Source organism: Pseudonocardia sp. CA-107938, assembly GCF_050936315.1.
Lineage (GTDB): Bacteria > Actinomycetota > Actinomycetes > Mycobacteriales > Pseudonocardiaceae > Pseudonocardia.
On sequence record NZ_JBNJNA010000001.1, the window covers coordinates 3428366 to 3444891 of the forward strand.

The 16526-nt window shown below is 73.8% G+C and carries 13 protein-coding genes; 9 read left to right on the forward strand and 4 right to left on the reverse strand.

Features of this window, described 5'->3' with window-relative positions:
- Window positions 1-22 precede the first annotated feature (22 nt).
- Together ACQEVB_RS17150 and ACQEVB_RS17155 are read left to right on the forward strand one after the other, a co-directional pair.
- Window positions 23-1009, forward strand: a complete 987-nt coding sequence (locus ACQEVB_RS17150; RefSeq protein WP_432971959.1) for a glutathione S-transferase family protein — start codon at window positions 23-25, stop codon at window positions 1007-1009.
- Window positions 1010-1303: 294 nt separating this feature from the next.
- Window positions 1304-2434 carry a glycoside hydrolase family 3 N-terminal domain-containing protein gene (locus ACQEVB_RS17155; protein ID WP_432971962.1) on the forward strand — a complete coding sequence of 377 codons (1131 nt, stop codon included), beginning with the start codon at window positions 1304-1306 and terminating at the stop codon, window positions 2432-2434.
- 82 nt (window positions 2435-2516) lie between these two features.
- On the opposite strand, the gene ACQEVB_RS17160 is transcribed toward ACQEVB_RS17155, so the two are convergent.
- On the reverse strand, window positions 2517-8147 hold the full coding sequence (locus ACQEVB_RS17160; RefSeq protein WP_432971965.1) for a carboxyl transferase domain-containing protein: 5631 nt from the start codon (window positions 8145-8147) through the stop codon (window positions 2517-2519).
- A 154-nt stretch (window positions 8148-8301) separates the two neighbouring features.
- Between ACQEVB_RS17160 and ACQEVB_RS17165 the strand changes: the two genes are divergently transcribed.
- From ACQEVB_RS17165 to ACQEVB_RS17175, 3 genes are read left to right on the forward strand one after another with little or no spacing between them, the layout of a single operon-like run.
- Window positions 8302-9150 (forward strand): alpha/beta fold hydrolase, encoded by an 849-nt coding sequence (locus tag ACQEVB_RS17165; RefSeq protein WP_432971968.1) that lies wholly within the window; start codon window positions 8302-8304, stop codon window positions 9148-9150.
- A 12-nt stretch (window positions 9151-9162) separates the two neighbouring features.
- A complete protein-coding gene (locus ACQEVB_RS17170; RefSeq protein WP_432971971.1) occupies window positions 9163-9699 on the forward strand; it encodes a carboxymuconolactone decarboxylase family protein in 537 nt (178 codons plus the stop codon).
- The gene (locus ACQEVB_RS17175) at window positions 9699-10079 is read left to right on the forward strand and encodes a VOC family protein (RefSeq protein WP_432971974.1); all 381 of its coding nucleotides are present in this window, start codon (window positions 9699-9701) and stop codon (window positions 10077-10079) included. Before ACQEVB_RS17170 ends, ACQEVB_RS17175 begins: the two co-directional genes overlap by 1 nt.
- Window positions 10080-10083: 4 nt before the next feature.
- Here ACQEVB_RS17175 and ACQEVB_RS17180 read toward each other — a convergent pair whose 3' ends face one another.
- Window positions 10084-10524 carry a winged helix-turn-helix transcriptional regulator gene (locus ACQEVB_RS17180; RefSeq protein ID WP_432971977.1) on the reverse strand — a complete coding sequence of 147 codons (441 nt, stop codon included), beginning with the start codon at window positions 10522-10524 and terminating at the stop codon, window positions 10084-10086.
- Between the two features lie 140 nt (window positions 10525-10664).
- On the reverse strand, window positions 10665-12095 hold the full coding sequence (locus ACQEVB_RS17185; RefSeq protein ID WP_432971980.1) for an MFS transporter: 1431 nt from the start codon (window positions 12093-12095) through the stop codon (window positions 10665-10667).
- A gap of 219 nt (window positions 12096-12314) precedes the next feature.
- Between ACQEVB_RS17185 and ACQEVB_RS17190 the strand changes: the two genes are divergently transcribed.
- Complete coding sequence (locus ACQEVB_RS17190) at window positions 12315-13619, forward strand: ATP-dependent 6-phosphofructokinase (RefSeq protein WP_432980417.1); 1305 nt, start codon at window positions 12315-12317, stop codon at window positions 13617-13619.
- Between the two features lie 105 nt (window positions 13620-13724).
- Here ACQEVB_RS17190 and ACQEVB_RS17195 read toward each other — a convergent pair whose 3' ends face one another.
- A complete protein-coding gene (locus ACQEVB_RS17195; RefSeq protein ID WP_432971983.1) occupies window positions 13725-13904 on the reverse strand; it encodes a hypothetical protein in 180 nt (59 codons plus the stop codon).
- Window positions 13905-13992: 88 nt separating this feature from the next.
- Here ACQEVB_RS17195 and ACQEVB_RS17200 point away from each other — a divergent pair, with 88 nt between their 5' ends.
- From ACQEVB_RS17200 to ACQEVB_RS17210, 3 genes are read left to right on the forward strand one after another with little or no spacing between them, the layout of a single operon-like run.
- On the forward strand, window positions 13993-14871 hold the full coding sequence (locus ACQEVB_RS17200; RefSeq protein WP_432971986.1) for a LysR family transcriptional regulator: 879 nt from the start codon (window positions 13993-13995) through the stop codon (window positions 14869-14871).
- A 10-nt stretch (window positions 14872-14881) separates the two neighbouring features.
- Window positions 14882-15403: a hypothetical protein gene (locus ACQEVB_RS17205; RefSeq protein WP_432971989.1), complete on the forward strand. Its 522-nt coding sequence runs from the start codon at window positions 14882-14884 to the stop codon at window positions 15401-15403.
- Window positions 15400-16518, forward strand: a complete 1119-nt coding sequence (locus ACQEVB_RS17210; protein WP_432971992.1) for a MalY/PatB family protein — start codon at window positions 15400-15402, stop codon at window positions 16516-16518. Before ACQEVB_RS17205 ends, ACQEVB_RS17210 begins: the two co-directional genes overlap by 4 nt.
- Window positions 16519-16526: the final 8 nt, after the last annotated feature.

Below are 16526 nucleotides of genomic sequence, written 5' to 3' on the forward strand. Positions count from 1 at the left end.
CCGCCGTGGGTACGTTCGGGTCATGGTCACCACCGGCGCGTTCGAGCGCAAACCCGTCGCCCTCGACGAACGGATCACTGCCGACGGATCGTCGGCGTGGCCCGTGGAGGCGGGTCGCTACCGGCTCGTCGTCGCGCGGGCGTGCCCGTGGGCGAACCGCTCGGTGATCGTGCGGCGGCTGCTCGGCCTGGAGGACGCGATCTCCATGGGCATCACGGGGCCGTTGCACGACGAGCGCAGCTGGCGGTTCCACCTCGACCCCGACAACCGCGACCCGGTGCTCGGCATCGAGTGGCTCGGCGAGGCCTACCGGGCGGCCGACCCGGACTTCGACGCCGGCATCACCGTGCCCGCGATGGTGGACATCGCGAGCGGCAAGGTCGCGACCAACGGGTTCCAGCAGCTCACCCTGGACTTCTCCACGCAGTGGAAGGCGTTCCACCGCGCCGGCGCGCCCGACCTCTACCCCGAGCCGCTGCGCGACGAGATCGACGCCGTCATGAAGCCGATCTACACCGAGGTCAACAACGGCGTGTACCGCTGCGGCTTCGCGTCCACCCAGGAGGCGTACGAGGAGGCGTACGCGCGCCTGTTCGCGCAGCTCGACGCGCTCAGCGCGCGGCTGTCGACGCAGCGCTACCTCGTCGGGGACACGATCACCGAGGCCGACATCCGGCTGTGGGTCACGCTCGTCCGCTTCGACGCCGTCTACCACGGGCACTTCAAGTGCAACCGGGAGAAGCTCACCGAGATGCCGGTGCTGTGGGAGTACGCGCGCGACCTCTTCCAGACCCCCGGCTTCGGCGACACGATCGACTTCGAGTCGATCAAGCAGCACTACTACGGGGTGCACAAGACGATCAACCCGACGGGCGTGGTGCCCGTGGGCCCGGACGTGCGCAACTGGCTCGAACCGCACTCCCGCGCAGACCTCGGCGGCCGCCCGTTCGGCGACGGCACCCCGCCCGGGCCGGTGCGGGAGGGGGAGCGGGTGCCGGCGTTGGGGTGAGGGTCGGGTGGGTGATCGCGGAGCCGGCTGGCGGTGTCGTTGATCATGGGCAAACCGTGGCTTGTTGATCTCCACGGGCGACGTTCTGCCCATGATCACCGGCCCCGGCCCCGGCCTCCGGCGCGGGGTTGGCGCGTCGATCAAGGGCAAACTGTCGTCCCACAAGATCGGCGAACGACACTTTGCCCTTGATCACCGACTCCCCGCGCGGACCACACGGCGCCGCTCCCGACCGCCGGTGACCGCACTACCCCGCCGCGCCGAACGGGGTGCATCGCGGGGATGATGGCTGCGATGGGTTCGTCCGTTGCTCGCCGCTGCCTCACCGCCCTCGCCGCCGGTGCTGTGCTGTGCGGGCTGGTCACGCTGCCGGCGCTGGCGGCCACCCCGGCGCTGCCGCCACCGGCACCCCCGGCGCCGGCACCCCCGGCGGAGCCCTCCTGCGCCGCGGTCGTCGCCGGCATGACGCCGCAGGCGAAGCTGGCGCAGCGGCTCGTCGTCGGGGTGGACGCCGCGGACGTCGCCGGCACCGTGGCGACGGTGCGCGACACCCAGGTCGGCGGGATCTTCCTCGGCGGCAACGCCACCGCCCTGCTCAAGAACCAGGCGTTGCAGCAGGTGCAGGCGGTGTCGCGGGTGCCGATCGCCGTCGCCGTCGACGACGAGGGAGGCCGCGTCCAGCGCATCGACGACCTCGACGGGCAGCTGCCCAGCGCCCGCTCGATGGCGAAGCAGACCCCGGAGGCGGTGCGGGCGCTCGCGGAGAAGCGTGGCCGGCAGCTCGTCGCCCGCGGGGTGACGGTCGACTACGCGCCGTCGGTGGACGTCAGCAACCAGCCGGCGACGGCCGTGATCGGGGACCGCTCGTTCTCGAACGACCCGGCCGTCGTCACCACCTACGCCGCGGCGTTCGCCGACGGCCTGCGCGCGGCCGGCGTCACCCCGGTCTTCAAGCACTTCCCCGGCCACGGGCACAGCAGCGGCGACTCGCACAAGGGCCGCGTCTCCACCCCGCCGCTCGACCAGCTGCGCGCCGCCGACCTGCGCCCCTACGAGACGCTGCCGCAGGCGAAGGACCAGGTGATGGTCGGCCACCTCGACGTGCCCGGCCTCACCACCGACCTCCCCACCTCGCTGACCCCGGCGGCCTACGCGTTGCTGCGCGACGACTACCGCTTCGACGGCGTCGTAGTCACCGACGACCTCGGCGCGATGAAGGCGATCACCGACCGCTTCACCGTCCCGCAGGCCGTCACCAAGGCACTGGCGGCCGGCGCGGACCAGGCGCTGTGGTCGGCCGGTGGCGACGCCCGCCCCGTCCTCACGGCACTGGAGAAGGCGCTCGCCGACGGCACCCTCGACGCCGCCGCGAACGACACCGCGGTGGCGCGGGTGCTCGCCGGCAAGGGCACCTGCGCGCGCTGACCCACCCCCGTCGAGAACGAAGTTACGGTGATCAACAAGGCCTGTTGATCACCACAACGTCGTTCTCGACGGAGTACCCGGGCTACTGCGCCGCCTTCGCCATCCCCCGCTGCACCGCGTCGACCAGGTAGGGCCGGAGCCGTTCGGGCGCCACGATCTCGTCCACCGAGCCGACCTCCTGCGCCCGCTGGATGGAGTGCTTGGCGTCGAACTCGTCGGCCACCTCGCCCAGCTTCTCCGACCGCACCCCGGGCCGCACGGACGCGAGCTCGGCGGTCAGCGCGGACGCCTCCGTGTCGTTGCCGGCCCGGCGGGCCTCGGCGATGCGCCGCTCCAGGTCGGCGACGCGCGGGTCGGCCGCCGTGCGCTTGTTCACCTCACCGGCGAAGACGACGGCCGCGGCCGGCGCCCCACCGAGCACAGAGGCGTACGAGCCCTCGACGGCCGCGATCTCCATGTTGTCGTTGAGCGTGCCGGAGAAGACCACGAACGCGCCGCCGTGGTACCGCGACACCACGCAGAACACGATCGGCCCGTCGAAGTTGACGACCGCGCGCCCGATCTCCGCGCCGTACTCCAGCTGCAGCAGGCGCAGCGACTCCGGCGACCCGTCGAACCCGGACAGGTTCGCGAGGATCACCAGCGGCCGGTTCCCGCTGGCCGCGTTGATCGCCCGCGCCGTCTTCTTCGACGACTTGGGGAACAGCGTGCCCGCGGTGAACGTGGTCGGCCCGTCGACGGGCAGCCGGCCGCGCCGCGGCAACGGCCGCGACTCGATGCCGATCAGGCACACCGGCTGCCCACCCAGGTGCGCGTCGAGCACGACCGCGCCCTCGGCGTCGATCATGTCGACCCAACGCTCCAGGGTCGGGTGGTCGGCGTCCACGACCGACGCGAGCACCGACCGGATGTCGAACGGCTTCTTGCGGCCCGGGTTCTCCCGGAACACCTGCCCCACCGTCGTGAAGTCGGTGCCCGCCCCCGAGTGCGGCGACGGGGAGATGTCGCGGTCGACCGGGTCCGTCGTCGGGGCCGGCCGCGGGAACCGCTCACCCGGTGCCTTGTACGTGTGGGCGTAGTGGGCGAGCAGCACGTCCATGGCAGCGGACAGGTCGGGTGCCCAGTACTGCGCCTGCCCGTTCGGGCCCATGATCCGGTCGTAGCCGCCGATGCCGAAGTTGTCCTCCGCCGACACCCCGCCCGAGTAGTCCAGCGACTGCTTGCCGGTGAGCACCATCGCGCTGTCCGGCGTCATGACGAGGATGCCCTTGGTGTGCATGAGCATCGTCGCCTCGGCGTTCCAGTACGGCTGCGCCCCGACGTTGATGCCGGTCACGACCACGTTGATCTCGCCGCCGTCCTGCGTGAACTCGACGATCGACCGCAGCGCGCGGGAGATCCAGTCCATGTTCTCCGTGCCGGAGTCCATGGCGATCTTCGCGCCGGCGGAGACGGCGAACCACTCCAGCGGGGCGTCGAGCTTGCGCGCCAGGTCGATCGCGGCGCACACCCGCGCGCACTCCGGCTCGGCCAGCGCGCCCAGCGCCTTCGTCGGGTCGCCGAGCAGCACCACCCGCGTCATGCCTTCCGGGTAGCGCTGCGTCGGCGTGCTCACCACGCCCATGACGAGGTTGGCGGTGTTGCCGCCGGGCGCGCGGGTGACCGGCACCGCGGCACCGGTCTCGTCGAGGTCGTACTCGACGAACGTGCCGTTCGCGCCGCCGTCCGGGTTGCGCGTGAGCACCGGCACCAGCTCGTACGGGTAGACGGCCCCGCGGCGCTGCGCCCGGATGACCTTCTGGTGGTACGCGTCCAGCTGGGCGAGCGGCGTGGTCGGCGGCTCGGTGATGCGCAGGGTGAGGCCCGCGCCCGGGGGCCGCGACATCCGCAGCAGGTACTCGGTGGCTTCGGCGTCGGGGCTCGGCCGGTGCCGGAACTGGACGAGCACCTGCTCCAACCCCAGGTTCTCCGACCGCGGCGCGAGCGAGCGCACGACCGCGTCCAGCTCCTCCAGCGGCGACTCCACCACGGGCCACACGTAGAGCAGCACCCGGTTCCAGTCGAGCCGGGCCGCGCCGCGGCCCTGCGCCTGCTCGGCCGTGCGGGCCGAGCGGAGCGCGTCCATGCAGGTGTCGAGCACGTGCTCCAGCTGCGGCAGGGCCCGGATGCGGCCGTCCTCGCCGCGCTGGATCGTCAGCTCCCGCACGTCGGACAGCACGATGAGCCGCACGTCCTCCGGCACGTCCCGGCCGACCGCGCGGAACAGGTGCACGTCGACCGGCGACGGCAGCCGCGTGAGCTCGAAGCCCTCCAGCCGCCACAGTCCCAACCGCTCGGCCACCATCGGGTGCAGGCCGCGCAGCGTGCGGTTCTCCACCGGTCGGCGGCCCTCACCGGCACCGAACGTGAACCACGCCGAACGCTCGTCACCGCCGGGACGCCGGACCGCGACAGCGACGCGTTCCAGCTTGTCGGGCAGCCGGCCCAGCATCATCTTGATCTTGTCGGCCGAGCGCTCGGGATCGGAGTCCGGCGCCTCCCCGGCGATCACGTACAGGTCGAGCGCGACGAGCGTGTCGGCCGGCAGGCCGGCGATGATCCGGCGCAGGTCGCCCTGGACGGTCATCGGGTCGCCCCACGGCGGCGCGTCCGCGGCCGTGTGCACGGTGGTCGCGAGCACCGTCACCTCGCGGCCGTTGTGGGTGTAGTGCGCGGTGAGCAACGGACGTCCGCCGCGGTCGGTGTCGTCTGCTCGCTCCGGCAAGCTCCGCTCGGTCACCTCGACGTCCCGCAGCTCCCGAACCCGGTAGTAGCGCCGCGTCATCACCTCGAGCATCGCGGCGTGGTGCTGCGCGCCGAACACCCCGAGGATCGGTTCCCCGGCCGACACGATCCGCTCGATCTGCCGCGCCCGCTCCACGGGCTCGGTGGACAGGCGGTCCAGCTCCGCGCGCACCTCGCGCTGCCCTCGCGCGCGCTCGGCCGCGATCAGCGGCGCGCCGAAGCAGACGTGCCGCACCCGCCGCGCCATCCCACCGACGACGGGGTGCCGCAGCTGCGTGGCCGTCACCAGCCGCTCCAGCACCCGCTGGTAGCGGTCGCGGGCCGCGGCGGGCAGGGAGTCCGGGTGCGCGAGCCGCCACTGCAGCAGGTCAAGAAGGACGGGCACGTGCGCGGTGGCGCGGCGGTGGGCGAGGAACATCCGGTACAGCGCGGTGTCCAGCTCGTCCGCTGCGCCGTCCGACGGCGGCTCCAGCTCGGTGACCCCGTAGTGCGCGAGCGCCCGGCGCAGCTTCGCCCGGAACGACTCGGGCAGCCCTTCGGCCTCCGCGTCGCGCGAGCGTAGGTAGGCGTACAGGTACTCCTGCGGGTTGCGCGCCTCCTCGCCGCCCGGGTCGATCTGCTCGCTCTCGTCCTCCGGCCCGCGCCGGTTGCGCGACAGCGAGCAGAGGTCGGCGAAGATCTCGAAGATCGCCATCTCGCCGGCGAGCACCCGCGAGTCGTCGGGCGCCAGGTGGTCCCGAGCGCCGGTGAGCGCGGCCAGCAGCGGGCGGGCGTCGCGCTCGTCGATGTCGAAGCCGAGCACCAGGTAGCGCAGCGAGATGAGCGCGTCGGCAGCCGTCCGGGCGGGGTCGCGCCGGGCCCGACCGCGCGGCGCGACCAGCGCCGAGACGTCGACGCGCTCGCCACCCACGGCGGCGCCGTCCGTGTCCGGTTCCAGGCGGACGAGCTTCGTACCGCCGTCGACCTGCGTGTTCGCCGCGACCAGGATCTCCCGCACCCGGCCCGACACGGGCGCGCGCAGCGCCGTCTCCAGCTTCATGGACTCGACGACGGCCACGACGTCACCGGCCTCGACGGTGTCGCCCTCCGCCACCGGGATCGCGATCACCATCGCCGGCGCGGGCGCGCGCACCATGCCGGCCTCACCGCCGGAGATGCGGTGCACCGCGCCGTCGACCTCGACGAGGTAGTCGCTGCCCTGCGGCACCGACAGCACCGCGAAGGGCTCGCCCCCGACGGTCAGCTTGCGCTCGAAGCGCCCGGTGCGCTCGACGTCCACGTCGACGGGAGCGCCGTCGACCTCGACGTGGTAGCGGTCGCCGCGGCTCTGCGCGACGCGCATCCGGTAGGACTGCCCGCCGGCGCGCACGTCCACCTGGTGCCAGGTCTCGTGGCCGACCTCGGGACGGCCGCGCTCGGCGGAGGCGAACAGCCGCGCCCGCTGCCGGGCGACGTGGGCGTCCTGGGCCTCGACGGCGGTCGCGAGCAGCGCCACGTCCAGCCGGCGGGGCGGGGTGTACCCGTCGGCCATCATCGTGTCGAGCCAGGTGGTCTCCAGCTCGCCGGAGCGGACCTCGGGCCGGTCGAGGATGTCGAGCAGGAACGACTTGTTGGTGGTGCCGCCGTCGATCACCGCGGCGGTCTGGCGCAGGGCCCGCGACAGCCGCGCGCGGGCCTCGCCGCGGTCCCGGCCCCACGCGATGATCTTGGCGATCATCGAGTCGAACTGCGGCGGGATCGTGTCGCCCGCAGCCACGCCGGTGTCGACGCGGATGCCCGGACCCACCGGCAGTGCCAGGTGCTCGATCCGGCCGGGCGCGGGCGCGAAGCCCTGCTCCGGGTCCTCCGCGGTGAGCCGCGCCTCGATGGCGTGGCCGCGCGCGAGCGGCTGCGCACCGAAGTCGGCCAGCCGCCCGCCCGACGCGATGTGCAGCTGCAGCTTGACGATGTCGGCGCCCGTGGTGGCCTCGGTGACGCAGTGCTCCACCTGCAGCCGGGTGTTGACCTCCAGGAACGACAGCAGCCGCTCCTTCGGCTCGTACAGGAACTCGACGGTGCCGGCGTTGACGTAGCCGGCGGCCTTCGCGAGCGCTGCCGCGGAGCTGCGCAGCAGCTCCTCCTGCTCGGCGTCCAGCGCGGTGGACGCCGACTCCTCGAGCACCTTCTGGTTGCGCCGCTGCACCGAGCAGTCGCGGATGCCGAGCGTCCACACCTCGCCGGAGCTGTCGGCGACGACCTGCACCTCGACGTGCCGGCCGCCGGAGATCGCGCGCTCCATGAACACGGTCGCGTCACCCGCGGTCTTCGCGCCTTCGGACGCCGCCCGCGTGAACGCCTCCTCCAGCTCCTCGGCCGCGTTCACCTTGCGGATGCCGCGCCCGCCACCACCGGCGGTGGCCTTCACCATGAGCGGGTAGCCGATCCGGTCGGCCTGCTCCCGGGCCGCGGCGACGTCGGGCACCGGCCCGCCGCTCCACGCCGCCATCGGGACGCCGACCTCCTCGGCCAGCTTCTTCGACGCGATCTTGTCGCCGAGCCGCTCCATGACCTCCGGCGACGGCCCGATGAACACGATGCCCAGCTGCCGGCACATGCGCGCGAAGTCGGACTTCTCCGAGACGAAGCCCCAGCCCGGCCACACCGCGTCGGCGTCGCACTCGCGCAGCGCCCGCGCGAGCTCGGCGTAGTCGAGGTACGGGCTCGACGCGAACGCCTGGTCCGGGTCGTCGGGCCCGATCAGCACCGCCTCGTCCGCCTCGCGGACGAACATCGAGTGCCGGTCGACCGCCGTGTGCACCGCGATGGTGCGCAGTGGCCTGCGGCCCTCCGCGTTCCACTCGCGGACCGCGTTGATGAGCCGCATCGCCGGCTCCCCGCGGTTGACGATCGCGACCCGTCCGAACGACCGTGTCGATTCCTGGCCCGTCACCGTTCTCCTCCCCGTGCCCACAACGCCGTGCTGCATCGTTCCATGGCGGGCAGGGGCGCTGGAGGGCTCGGCGCTGAGCCGGCTGCGGACGTCACAGCGCCCACCCAAGCGAAGACCGGCGGCGGAACACAAGTGGAGGGGCCATGATGTGGTCGTGTCGAATTCAGCGCTGACGGCGACGCGCGGCGACCTCCGGTTCGACCTCCGCACCTGGGGCCCGTCGGACGGGGAGCCGGTGCTCCTCCTGCACGGGTTTCCGCAGTCCGGCCGGTCGTGGGAGGCGGTGGCGAGCCGGCTGGCCGACGCCGGGTTCTTCTGCGTCGCGCCCGACCAGCGCGGCTACTCGCCCGGCGCCCGGCCACCGCGGCGCCGCGACTACGTGCTGCCGGAGCTGGTCGCCGACGCCCTCGCCGTCGTCGACGACGTGGTGGGGCCGGACGCCCGCGTGCACCTGGTCGGGCACGACTGGGGCGCGGCCGTCGCGTGGTCGCTGGCCGCGCGGCACCCGGACCGGATCGCCACCCTGACGGCGGTCAGCGTGCCGCCGCCCCGGGCGTTCCTGCGGTCGTTGCTGACCAGCCGGCAGGGCCTCGCCTCCTGGTACATGTACGTGTTCCAGCTGCCGTGGCTGCCCGAGCGGGCACTGGGCTCGGTCGAGCGGATGCGCGGGGTGCTGCGCCGGATCGGGCAGTCCCGGGAGGCGGCCGACCGCGACGCGGCGCTGTTCGCCGAGCCGGGCCGGCTCACCGCGGCGCTCAACTGGTACCGCGCATTGTTCCTCACGCCCCCGTCGTTCGGCCCGCGCGTGGCGGTGCCCACCCGGTTCGTCTGGAGCGACGGCGACACCGCGCTGACCCGCCAGTGCACCGTGCACGCCCAGACCGAGGTCACCGGCCCGTACGAGTTCATCGAGCTGGCCGGCGTGAGCCACTGGATCCCCGACGAGGTGCCCGACCAGCTCGCCGAGATCGTCGCGGCGCACGCGAAGGCGCACCCGGCCTGACACGATCGCTCCATGGCCCGCGTTCCCTACGTCGACCCGTCGTCCGCCCCGCCCGCCACTGCCAAGGCCCTGGGCGGGCTGCCCGACCTGCACGTGTTCACCCTCATGGCCAACGCGGAGACGGCGTTCGTGCCCTGGCTGCGGCTCGGTGGTGCGCTGCTCGCCGACCTCGCCCTCGATCCCGTCCTGCGCGAGCTGACCATCCTGCAGGTCGGCCGGCTCGCCGCCCGCTACGAGTGGGACCAGCACGTCCCGATCGCGCAGGCGTGCGGGATCACCGACGAGCAGCTCGCCGCGCTCGACCGCGGCGACCTCACCCCGTTCACGGACGCGCAGCGCGCGGTGCTGGAGTTCGCCGCGGACATGGTGCGCGACGGCGAGGTGCCCGACGACCGCTTCGCCGCGCTCGCCGCGCACCTGGGGCCGCGCGAGATCGTCGAGGTGTCGCTGGTGGCCGGCACCTACCTGGGGCTGGCGCGGGTCATGACCGCGCTGCGCATCGACCCGGACGCGCCGGTGCCCGTCGGCGTGCTGGGGGTGCGCACCTGATGGAGATCCTCGCCAGCCGCGTCCTGCTGCGTTCCGCCGACCCCGAGCGCCTGCTCGCCTTCTACCGCGACACGCTCGGCCTCGCGATCGCCCGCGAGTTCCCCGGCGGCACCGTGTTCTTCCTCGGCAACGGGCAGCTGGAGATCTCCGGGCACGCCGAAGCCGCCGGCCCGCCGTCGCCAGGAGCGCTGTGGCTGCAGGTGCGCGACCTCGCCGCCGCGCACGAGCAGCTCGCCGCGCACGTCGTCCGCGGGCGGCAGCTGGAGCCGTGGGGCCTGCACGAGATGTGGATCACCGACCCGGACGGCACGCGCATCGTGCTCGTCGAGGTCCCGCCCGAGCACCCGATGCGCCGGGACCCGCGCCCGGCGCCGGAGTGAGGATCTACTGCGGGATCGACAGCAGCTCCCGCGGTGGCACCTCGTGGCCGTGGGAGCAGCGCAGCTCCAGCCCGACGCGGCCGCCGCAGCCGTCGTGCTCGAAGCGCACGGGCGGGCCCTGCGGGTCGGGCCGGTGCGCGTCGCCCCACGCCACGAGGGCGAGCAGGACGGGCCGCAGGTCGCGACCCGCCGCGGTGAGGCGGTACTCGTGCCGCTCCCGGCTGCCCGGCTCGCGGTAGGGCGTGCGGACGGCGACGCCCGCGTCGACCAGGCCCGCGAGCCGCCGAGTGAGCACGTTGCGGGCCACCCCGAGGTGGCTCGCCAGCTCGTCGAAGCGGCGGATGCCGTTGAACAGGTCGCGCAGGATGAGCACCGTCCAGCGGTCGCCGAGCACCTCCGTCGCGCGCGCGATCGAGCACCGCGCCGAGTCGACCTCTCCCAGCATCTGCCCAGGCTAACCGGCCTGGGTTGCGGAAGCGATCCCAGACGACGAACGCCGGCCCCCGGCCTCCCACAAGCCCGCGGCCGACACCGTCGAGGGCGAGGACGTCGAACCGGTCACCACGACCGGCTGACCGGGGCCACTCAAGCCGCGACGCGCTCCTCCTCCAGCACCTCGACGTCCGCCGAGCGCTTCCCAACCGCCACCCGGACGACGAGCGCCGCGACGACCGCCGCGCCGGCGGCGGCCGCGAAGATGGCCGTGTACGCGCCGGCCGAGGGCAGGACGTGCCCGTCGACCCGGGTGACCAGCGCGGCGCTCAACGCGGCGACGACAGCGCTGCACGACGAGGTGCCGAGCATGCGCATGAGCGCGTTGAGGCTGTTGGCCGACGCGGTCTCCCCGGGCGGGACGGCGTCCATGATGATCAGCGGGATGGCGGAGTAGGCGAGGGCGGCACCGGTGGCGGTGACGGTCGTGGCCCCCATGACCAACGGGAGCGAGTGCGGCAGTGCTGCCTGCGCCGCGTTGCCGGCGAAGAGCAGGACGAGGCCGAGCAGCACGGTCGTGCGGGCGCCGCGGGCGCGGGACAGCCGCGCCGAGACCGGCGAGAAGATCGTCATCGCCGCCCCGACGGGCAGCAGCGCCAGGCCCGCCGCGACGAGCGAGAGGCCGAACCCGTACCCGGTGGCGGCGGGTGCCTGCAGCACCTGCGTCGTCACCAGGAACCCGGCGAACATCGAGAACCCGGTGAGCACGGACGCGACGTTCGTCCACAGCACCGCGGGCCGGGCGCTGACCCGCAGGTCGACGAGCGGCGCCCGGACGCGCCACTCCCACGCCCCCCATGCCGCGAACAGCGCGAGGGAGCCGGCGAAGAGGCCGAGCACGAGCGGCGACGTCCAGCCCCACTCGGCACCCTTGGAGATCGCGAGCAGCAGGCACACGAGCGCTGCGGCGAGCCCGAGGCCACCGGGCAGGTCGAACCGTCCGCCGCTGCGGTGCACGGACTCGGGGACGAGCCGCAGCAGGAGTGTGATGAGCACGACGGCGAGGACGGCAGCGCTGCCGAAGAGCCACCGCCAGCTCGCGTTCTGGGCGACGAGCCCGGTGAGCGGCAGTCCGATCGCGCCGCCGATGCCCAGCGACGAGCTCATCAGCGCGATGCCGGCGCCGATCCGGTCGGGCGGCAGCACGTCGCGCATCACGCTGATGCCGAGCGGCACGACAGCGAGCGAGGTGCCCTGCAGCGTGCGGGCGACGATGAGGGTGCCGACGTCGGGTGCGACGGCGCCGAGCGCTGACCCGATCGTGACGAGGCCGAGCGCGACGAGCAGCATGCGGCGCTTGCCGTACATGTCGGCGAGCCGGCCCAGCAGCGGGGCGGCGACCGCCCCGGCGACCAGGGTCGCCGTCACCAGCCAGGTGACCGTCGCGGGCGTGGTGTGCAGCAGTTCGGGGTAGCGGGGCAGCAGTGGCACGACGAGCGTCTGCATGAGCGAGACGGCCAGGCCGCACGTCGCGAGGACGCCGATCACGAGCAGGGGGCGGGCGGGCACTCCCCAGGTGACCACGAATTAGTTCGCATACGCAAGCAAAAAGCCTGGCGACCGGCTCTTGGCTCCTCGGGGGCGGCAAGGCACACTGGAACGGTTCAGAGGCCGGCTCCCCACCGTCGCGGATCGGCCCCTCCGCTCGATCTCCGCAGGAGAGCGCGCCCGATGAGCACAGCAGCCGACGGTTCCCACGACGGCACGGTCGTGGAGTTCCACCGCCCCGTGCCGGCCCCCGACATGACCATCACCACGCTCGGCCCGGCCCGCATCGACTCGCCGATGGCCGGCCTGCTCGACTCGCGCCGCACCAGCGAGCACTACGTCGACGAGAACGACCGCGTGCTGCTCGACGACACGCTCGCCGGTCTCAGCTCGCGCGGCGTGCCGGCGGACCAGCTGCCCGGCATGGAGCCCTGCGGGCCACGGCGCAAGATCTTCTTCGACCCCGCGAAGACGCGCGCGGCGATCGTCACCTGCGGTGGCCTGTGCCCCGGCCTGAACGACGTGATCGCCGGCCTCACCCGCACGCTCACCTACCACTACCGGGTGCGCCGCGTGGTCGGCATCCGCAACGGCTACCAGGGCTTCGTCCCGCGCTACGGGCACGATGTGGTCGACCTCACACCCGAGTCGACCCGCGACATCGCGACCGACGGCGGCACCGTCCTCGGCACGTCGCGCGGCCCGCAGGACCCGGACGAGATCGTCGACTGCCTGGAGCGCCTGCACATCAACGTGCTGTTCGTCATCGGCGGCGACGGGTCGATGCGCGGCGCCATGCGGATCGCCGAGACCGTCGCGGCGCGCGGTCTCTACATCGCCGTCGTCGGCATCCCGAAGACGATCGACAACGACATCCCGCACATCGACCAGAGCTTCGGCTTCCAGACCGCGTTCTCCCACGCCAGCGACGCGATCCGGGCGGCGCGCGTGGAGGCCACGTCCACCGCGAACGGGATCGGGCTGGTCAAGCTGATGGGCCGGCACTCGGGCTTCATCGCCTGCTACGCGGCGCTGGCCCGCAGCGGCGCCGACGTGGTGCTGATCCCCGAGGTCCCCTTCGCGCTGGACGGGGAGGGCGGGCTGCTCGCGCACCTGCGCCGGCGCGTGTCGGAGCGCGGCCACGCCGTCGTGGTGGTGGCCGAGGGCGCCGGGCAGGACCTGATCGCCGGTCACGACGAGGAGCGCGACGCCTCTGGCAACGCCCGCCTCGGCGACATCGGCCCCTACCTGCGTCGACGCATCGCCGACCACTTCGCCGACGCCGGCGTGGAGACCTCGATCCGCTACATCGACCCCAGCTACGCGATCCGCTCGGTGCCGGCCAACCCGTACGACAGCGTGTACTGCGTGCGGCTGTCGCAGGCCGCGGTGCACGCGGCCATGTCGGGGCGCACGGGGATGGTCGTCGGCCGCTACCGCCGTCGGTTCGTGCACGTGCCGATGGCGGCCGCGGTGAGCCGGCGCAACATGGTCGACCCGCACGGTGACCTGTGGATGGCCGTACTGGAGTCGACAGGACAGCCGGTCACCTTCGCCTGAGGGGGTGCCCGCCGGCACCTCGCAGAGGTAAGGGCGACCTCGCAGAAGGCCGAACCTCTGCGACGACATCTCAACCTCTGCGAGGACCTCCGCGCCGGCGAGCGCTCACCGCCTCCTGAGCACCTCGTCCGTCCACTGCGCCTCGACGGCGGCCCACTGGCGGTCGCGCAGGCGTGCGCGGCACGCGTCCTCCCACGCGGCGGCCCGCCGTGCGGCCGAGACGACCGAATGCCGCACGAGCGCGGCGGCCGCGATGAAGGCTGAGGCGGCGAGGAGTGTGCTCATGGCGAGGATCCTCCGCTGGTGAGTCCCTTGTCGGGAGGCCTGCTCTGCATGTTCTGCCTTCGGTGATCCTGAAGGCTACGATCGCGTCGTGCCCTTCGAGCTGGACGATCTCCGGCTGTTCCTCGACGTCGTCGACCACGGCTCCATCACCCGCGCCGCAGCGCTCGCGCACCTGTCGCTGCCGGCCGCGAGCGCCCGCATCCGCGTGCTGGAGGCGGACGCGGGCTCGCCCCTGCTGCTGCGCCACCGCCGGGGCGCCACACCCACCCCGTCCGGGTTGCTGCTGGCCGGGCACGCGCGCGACGTCCTCGCCCGGCACGAGCGGCTGCGCGCCGAGCTCGCGGAGGGCGCGGGCGCCACCGTCGTGCTGCCGGCCATCAGCGCCGTCGGGACCACCGTGCTCGTCCCGGTGATCACCGCGTTCCTGCGCGCCCAACCCGACATCGACGTGGCCGTCGTGATGCGGACGAGCCGGCGGATCGTCGCCGACGTCGCGTCCGGGCGGGTGGAGGTCGGCATCGCCGCCGACAGCGTCGACCTGGGCCGGCTGGACGCGCGGCCGCTGTTCGCCGACCGGCTCGTGGTGGCGGTGCCGCGCGGGCACCCGCTCGACGGGTCGGCCGAGGTCGCGTTCGCCGACTGCGTGGCACACCCGTTCGCCGGCACCGTCGAGGTCGACTCGATGGCCGAGATGCTGCTCAGCCACTCGCACGCGCTCGGCGCGCGACCGCACTACCGCGCCCGGCTGCCGGACGCTGCCGCCGTCCGGGCCGCGGTCGCGGCGGGGGTGGGGATCGCCGTCGAGTCCGCCGCCGCGCCGCATCCCGACCCCGCCCGGATCACCCGCATCCCGCTCTCGGACCCCTGGGCGACGCGCACCGCGATGCTGGTCACCCGCCCCGGCCACCGGCCCAGCGAGCCGACGACGCGCCTGATCACGCACCTGCTCGCACACGCACGCGCGTAGGTTGGCTGAGGTGTGGCGCTCGGAACGGCTGGCGGCGGCGGTCGCCCGCATCGAGGCGGAGCTCGACTCGGCGTGGGCGGAGCTGCGCGCCGAGCTGCCCGGCACCGACGCCGAGCTGGCCGACCTCGTCCTGCAGGACACGAGCGAGCACCCGTGGCGGCTGGTCGACGCGGCGCTCGCCCGCTCGACGTGCACCGCGTGCGGTGGGCAACTGGGTGCCGGTCCGCGCGGCTGCGCGCCGTGCGACCTGGCCGACGGGTTCCGCTTCGCCGCCGTCGAGGTCGACCGGCCGGGGGTCCCGCGCGGCAACGAGCACGCGATCCGGGTCTCGTCCGCGGTGGCGCGCACCCGCGACCGCTACACGCCGCGCGCCCGCGTGGGCTACGAGCTGCTGCTGCCCGACCTGGTCGACGGCGCCCTGCCGACGACGCCCGAGGCGCAGGCGGTCAAGGCGCTGATCAACAGGCTGACCCCGGAGCAGTGCGACCAGGTGCGGACGATCGACGAGGTGAAGCGGCTGGCGTCCCCATGAGCGGGCCATGGGTCCCGCTCGACGTGCTGCGCCACCGCACGACGGCGAAGTGGCGCGCCCACCCGCCGGACGTGCTGCCGCTGTTCGTCGCCGAGATGGACACGTGGCTCGCCGAGCCGGTGGTCCGCGCCGTCACGGACGCGCTGGCGCTCGGCGACTGCGGCTACCCGAACGGCAGCGCGTACGCGGAGGCGCTGGCCGGGTTCGCGGCGAAGCGGTGGGGCTGGACGCCGTCCGTCGAGCACATGCGCGTCGTGCCGGACGTGATGGCGGGGCTCGCCGAGTCGCTGCGCGCCGTCACCGGGCCCGGTGACCCGATCGTCGTGAACGATCCGGTGTACCCGCCGTTCTACGAGATGGTCCGGCACCTCGGGCGCACCGTCGTCGAGGTGCCGCTGACGCCGGAGCACCGCCTCGACCTCGACGCGCTCGTGGCCGCGTTCGCCGAACTGGACGGCCGGGTCGCGTTCCTGCTGTGCAACCCGCAGAACCCCACCGGCACCGTGCACACCCGTGCCGAGCTGGCCGCGGTGGCGGAGCTCGCCGCCGCCCACGGCGTGCGCGTGGTGGCCGACGAGGTCCACGCCCCGCTGGTCACCGGCTCGTACACGCCCTACCTCACCGTCACGGGTGCCGGGATCGCGCTGCACTCCGCGTCGAAGGGCTGGAACCTGGCGGGGTTGAAGGCGGCGCTCGCGGTCGCCGGCGTCGACGCGACCGATGAGCTGGCCGCCCTGCCCAGCGCGGTGCTCGCCGGCGCGAGCCACATCGCCGTGCTGGCGCACGTCGCCGCACTGACCGACGGCGTCGGCTGGCTCGATGACCTGATGGTCGCGCTGGAGCGCAACCGCGCGCTGCTCGCCGAGCTGGTCGCCGCGCACCTGCCCGGGGTGGTGTACCGGCCGGCGCCGGCCACCTACCTGGCCTGGCTGGACTGCCGGGCCGCCGGTCTGCCCGACGACCCGGCCGCCATGTTCCTCGACCGTGCCCGGGTGGCGCTGGTGCCCGGGCCGGCGTTCGGCACGCGCGGCGTGGGCCACGCCCGGCTCAACCTGGCGACGTCGCCGGAGATCCTCACGGAGGCGGTGCACCGCATGGCCGCAGCCCTCGCCTGATCGACGTC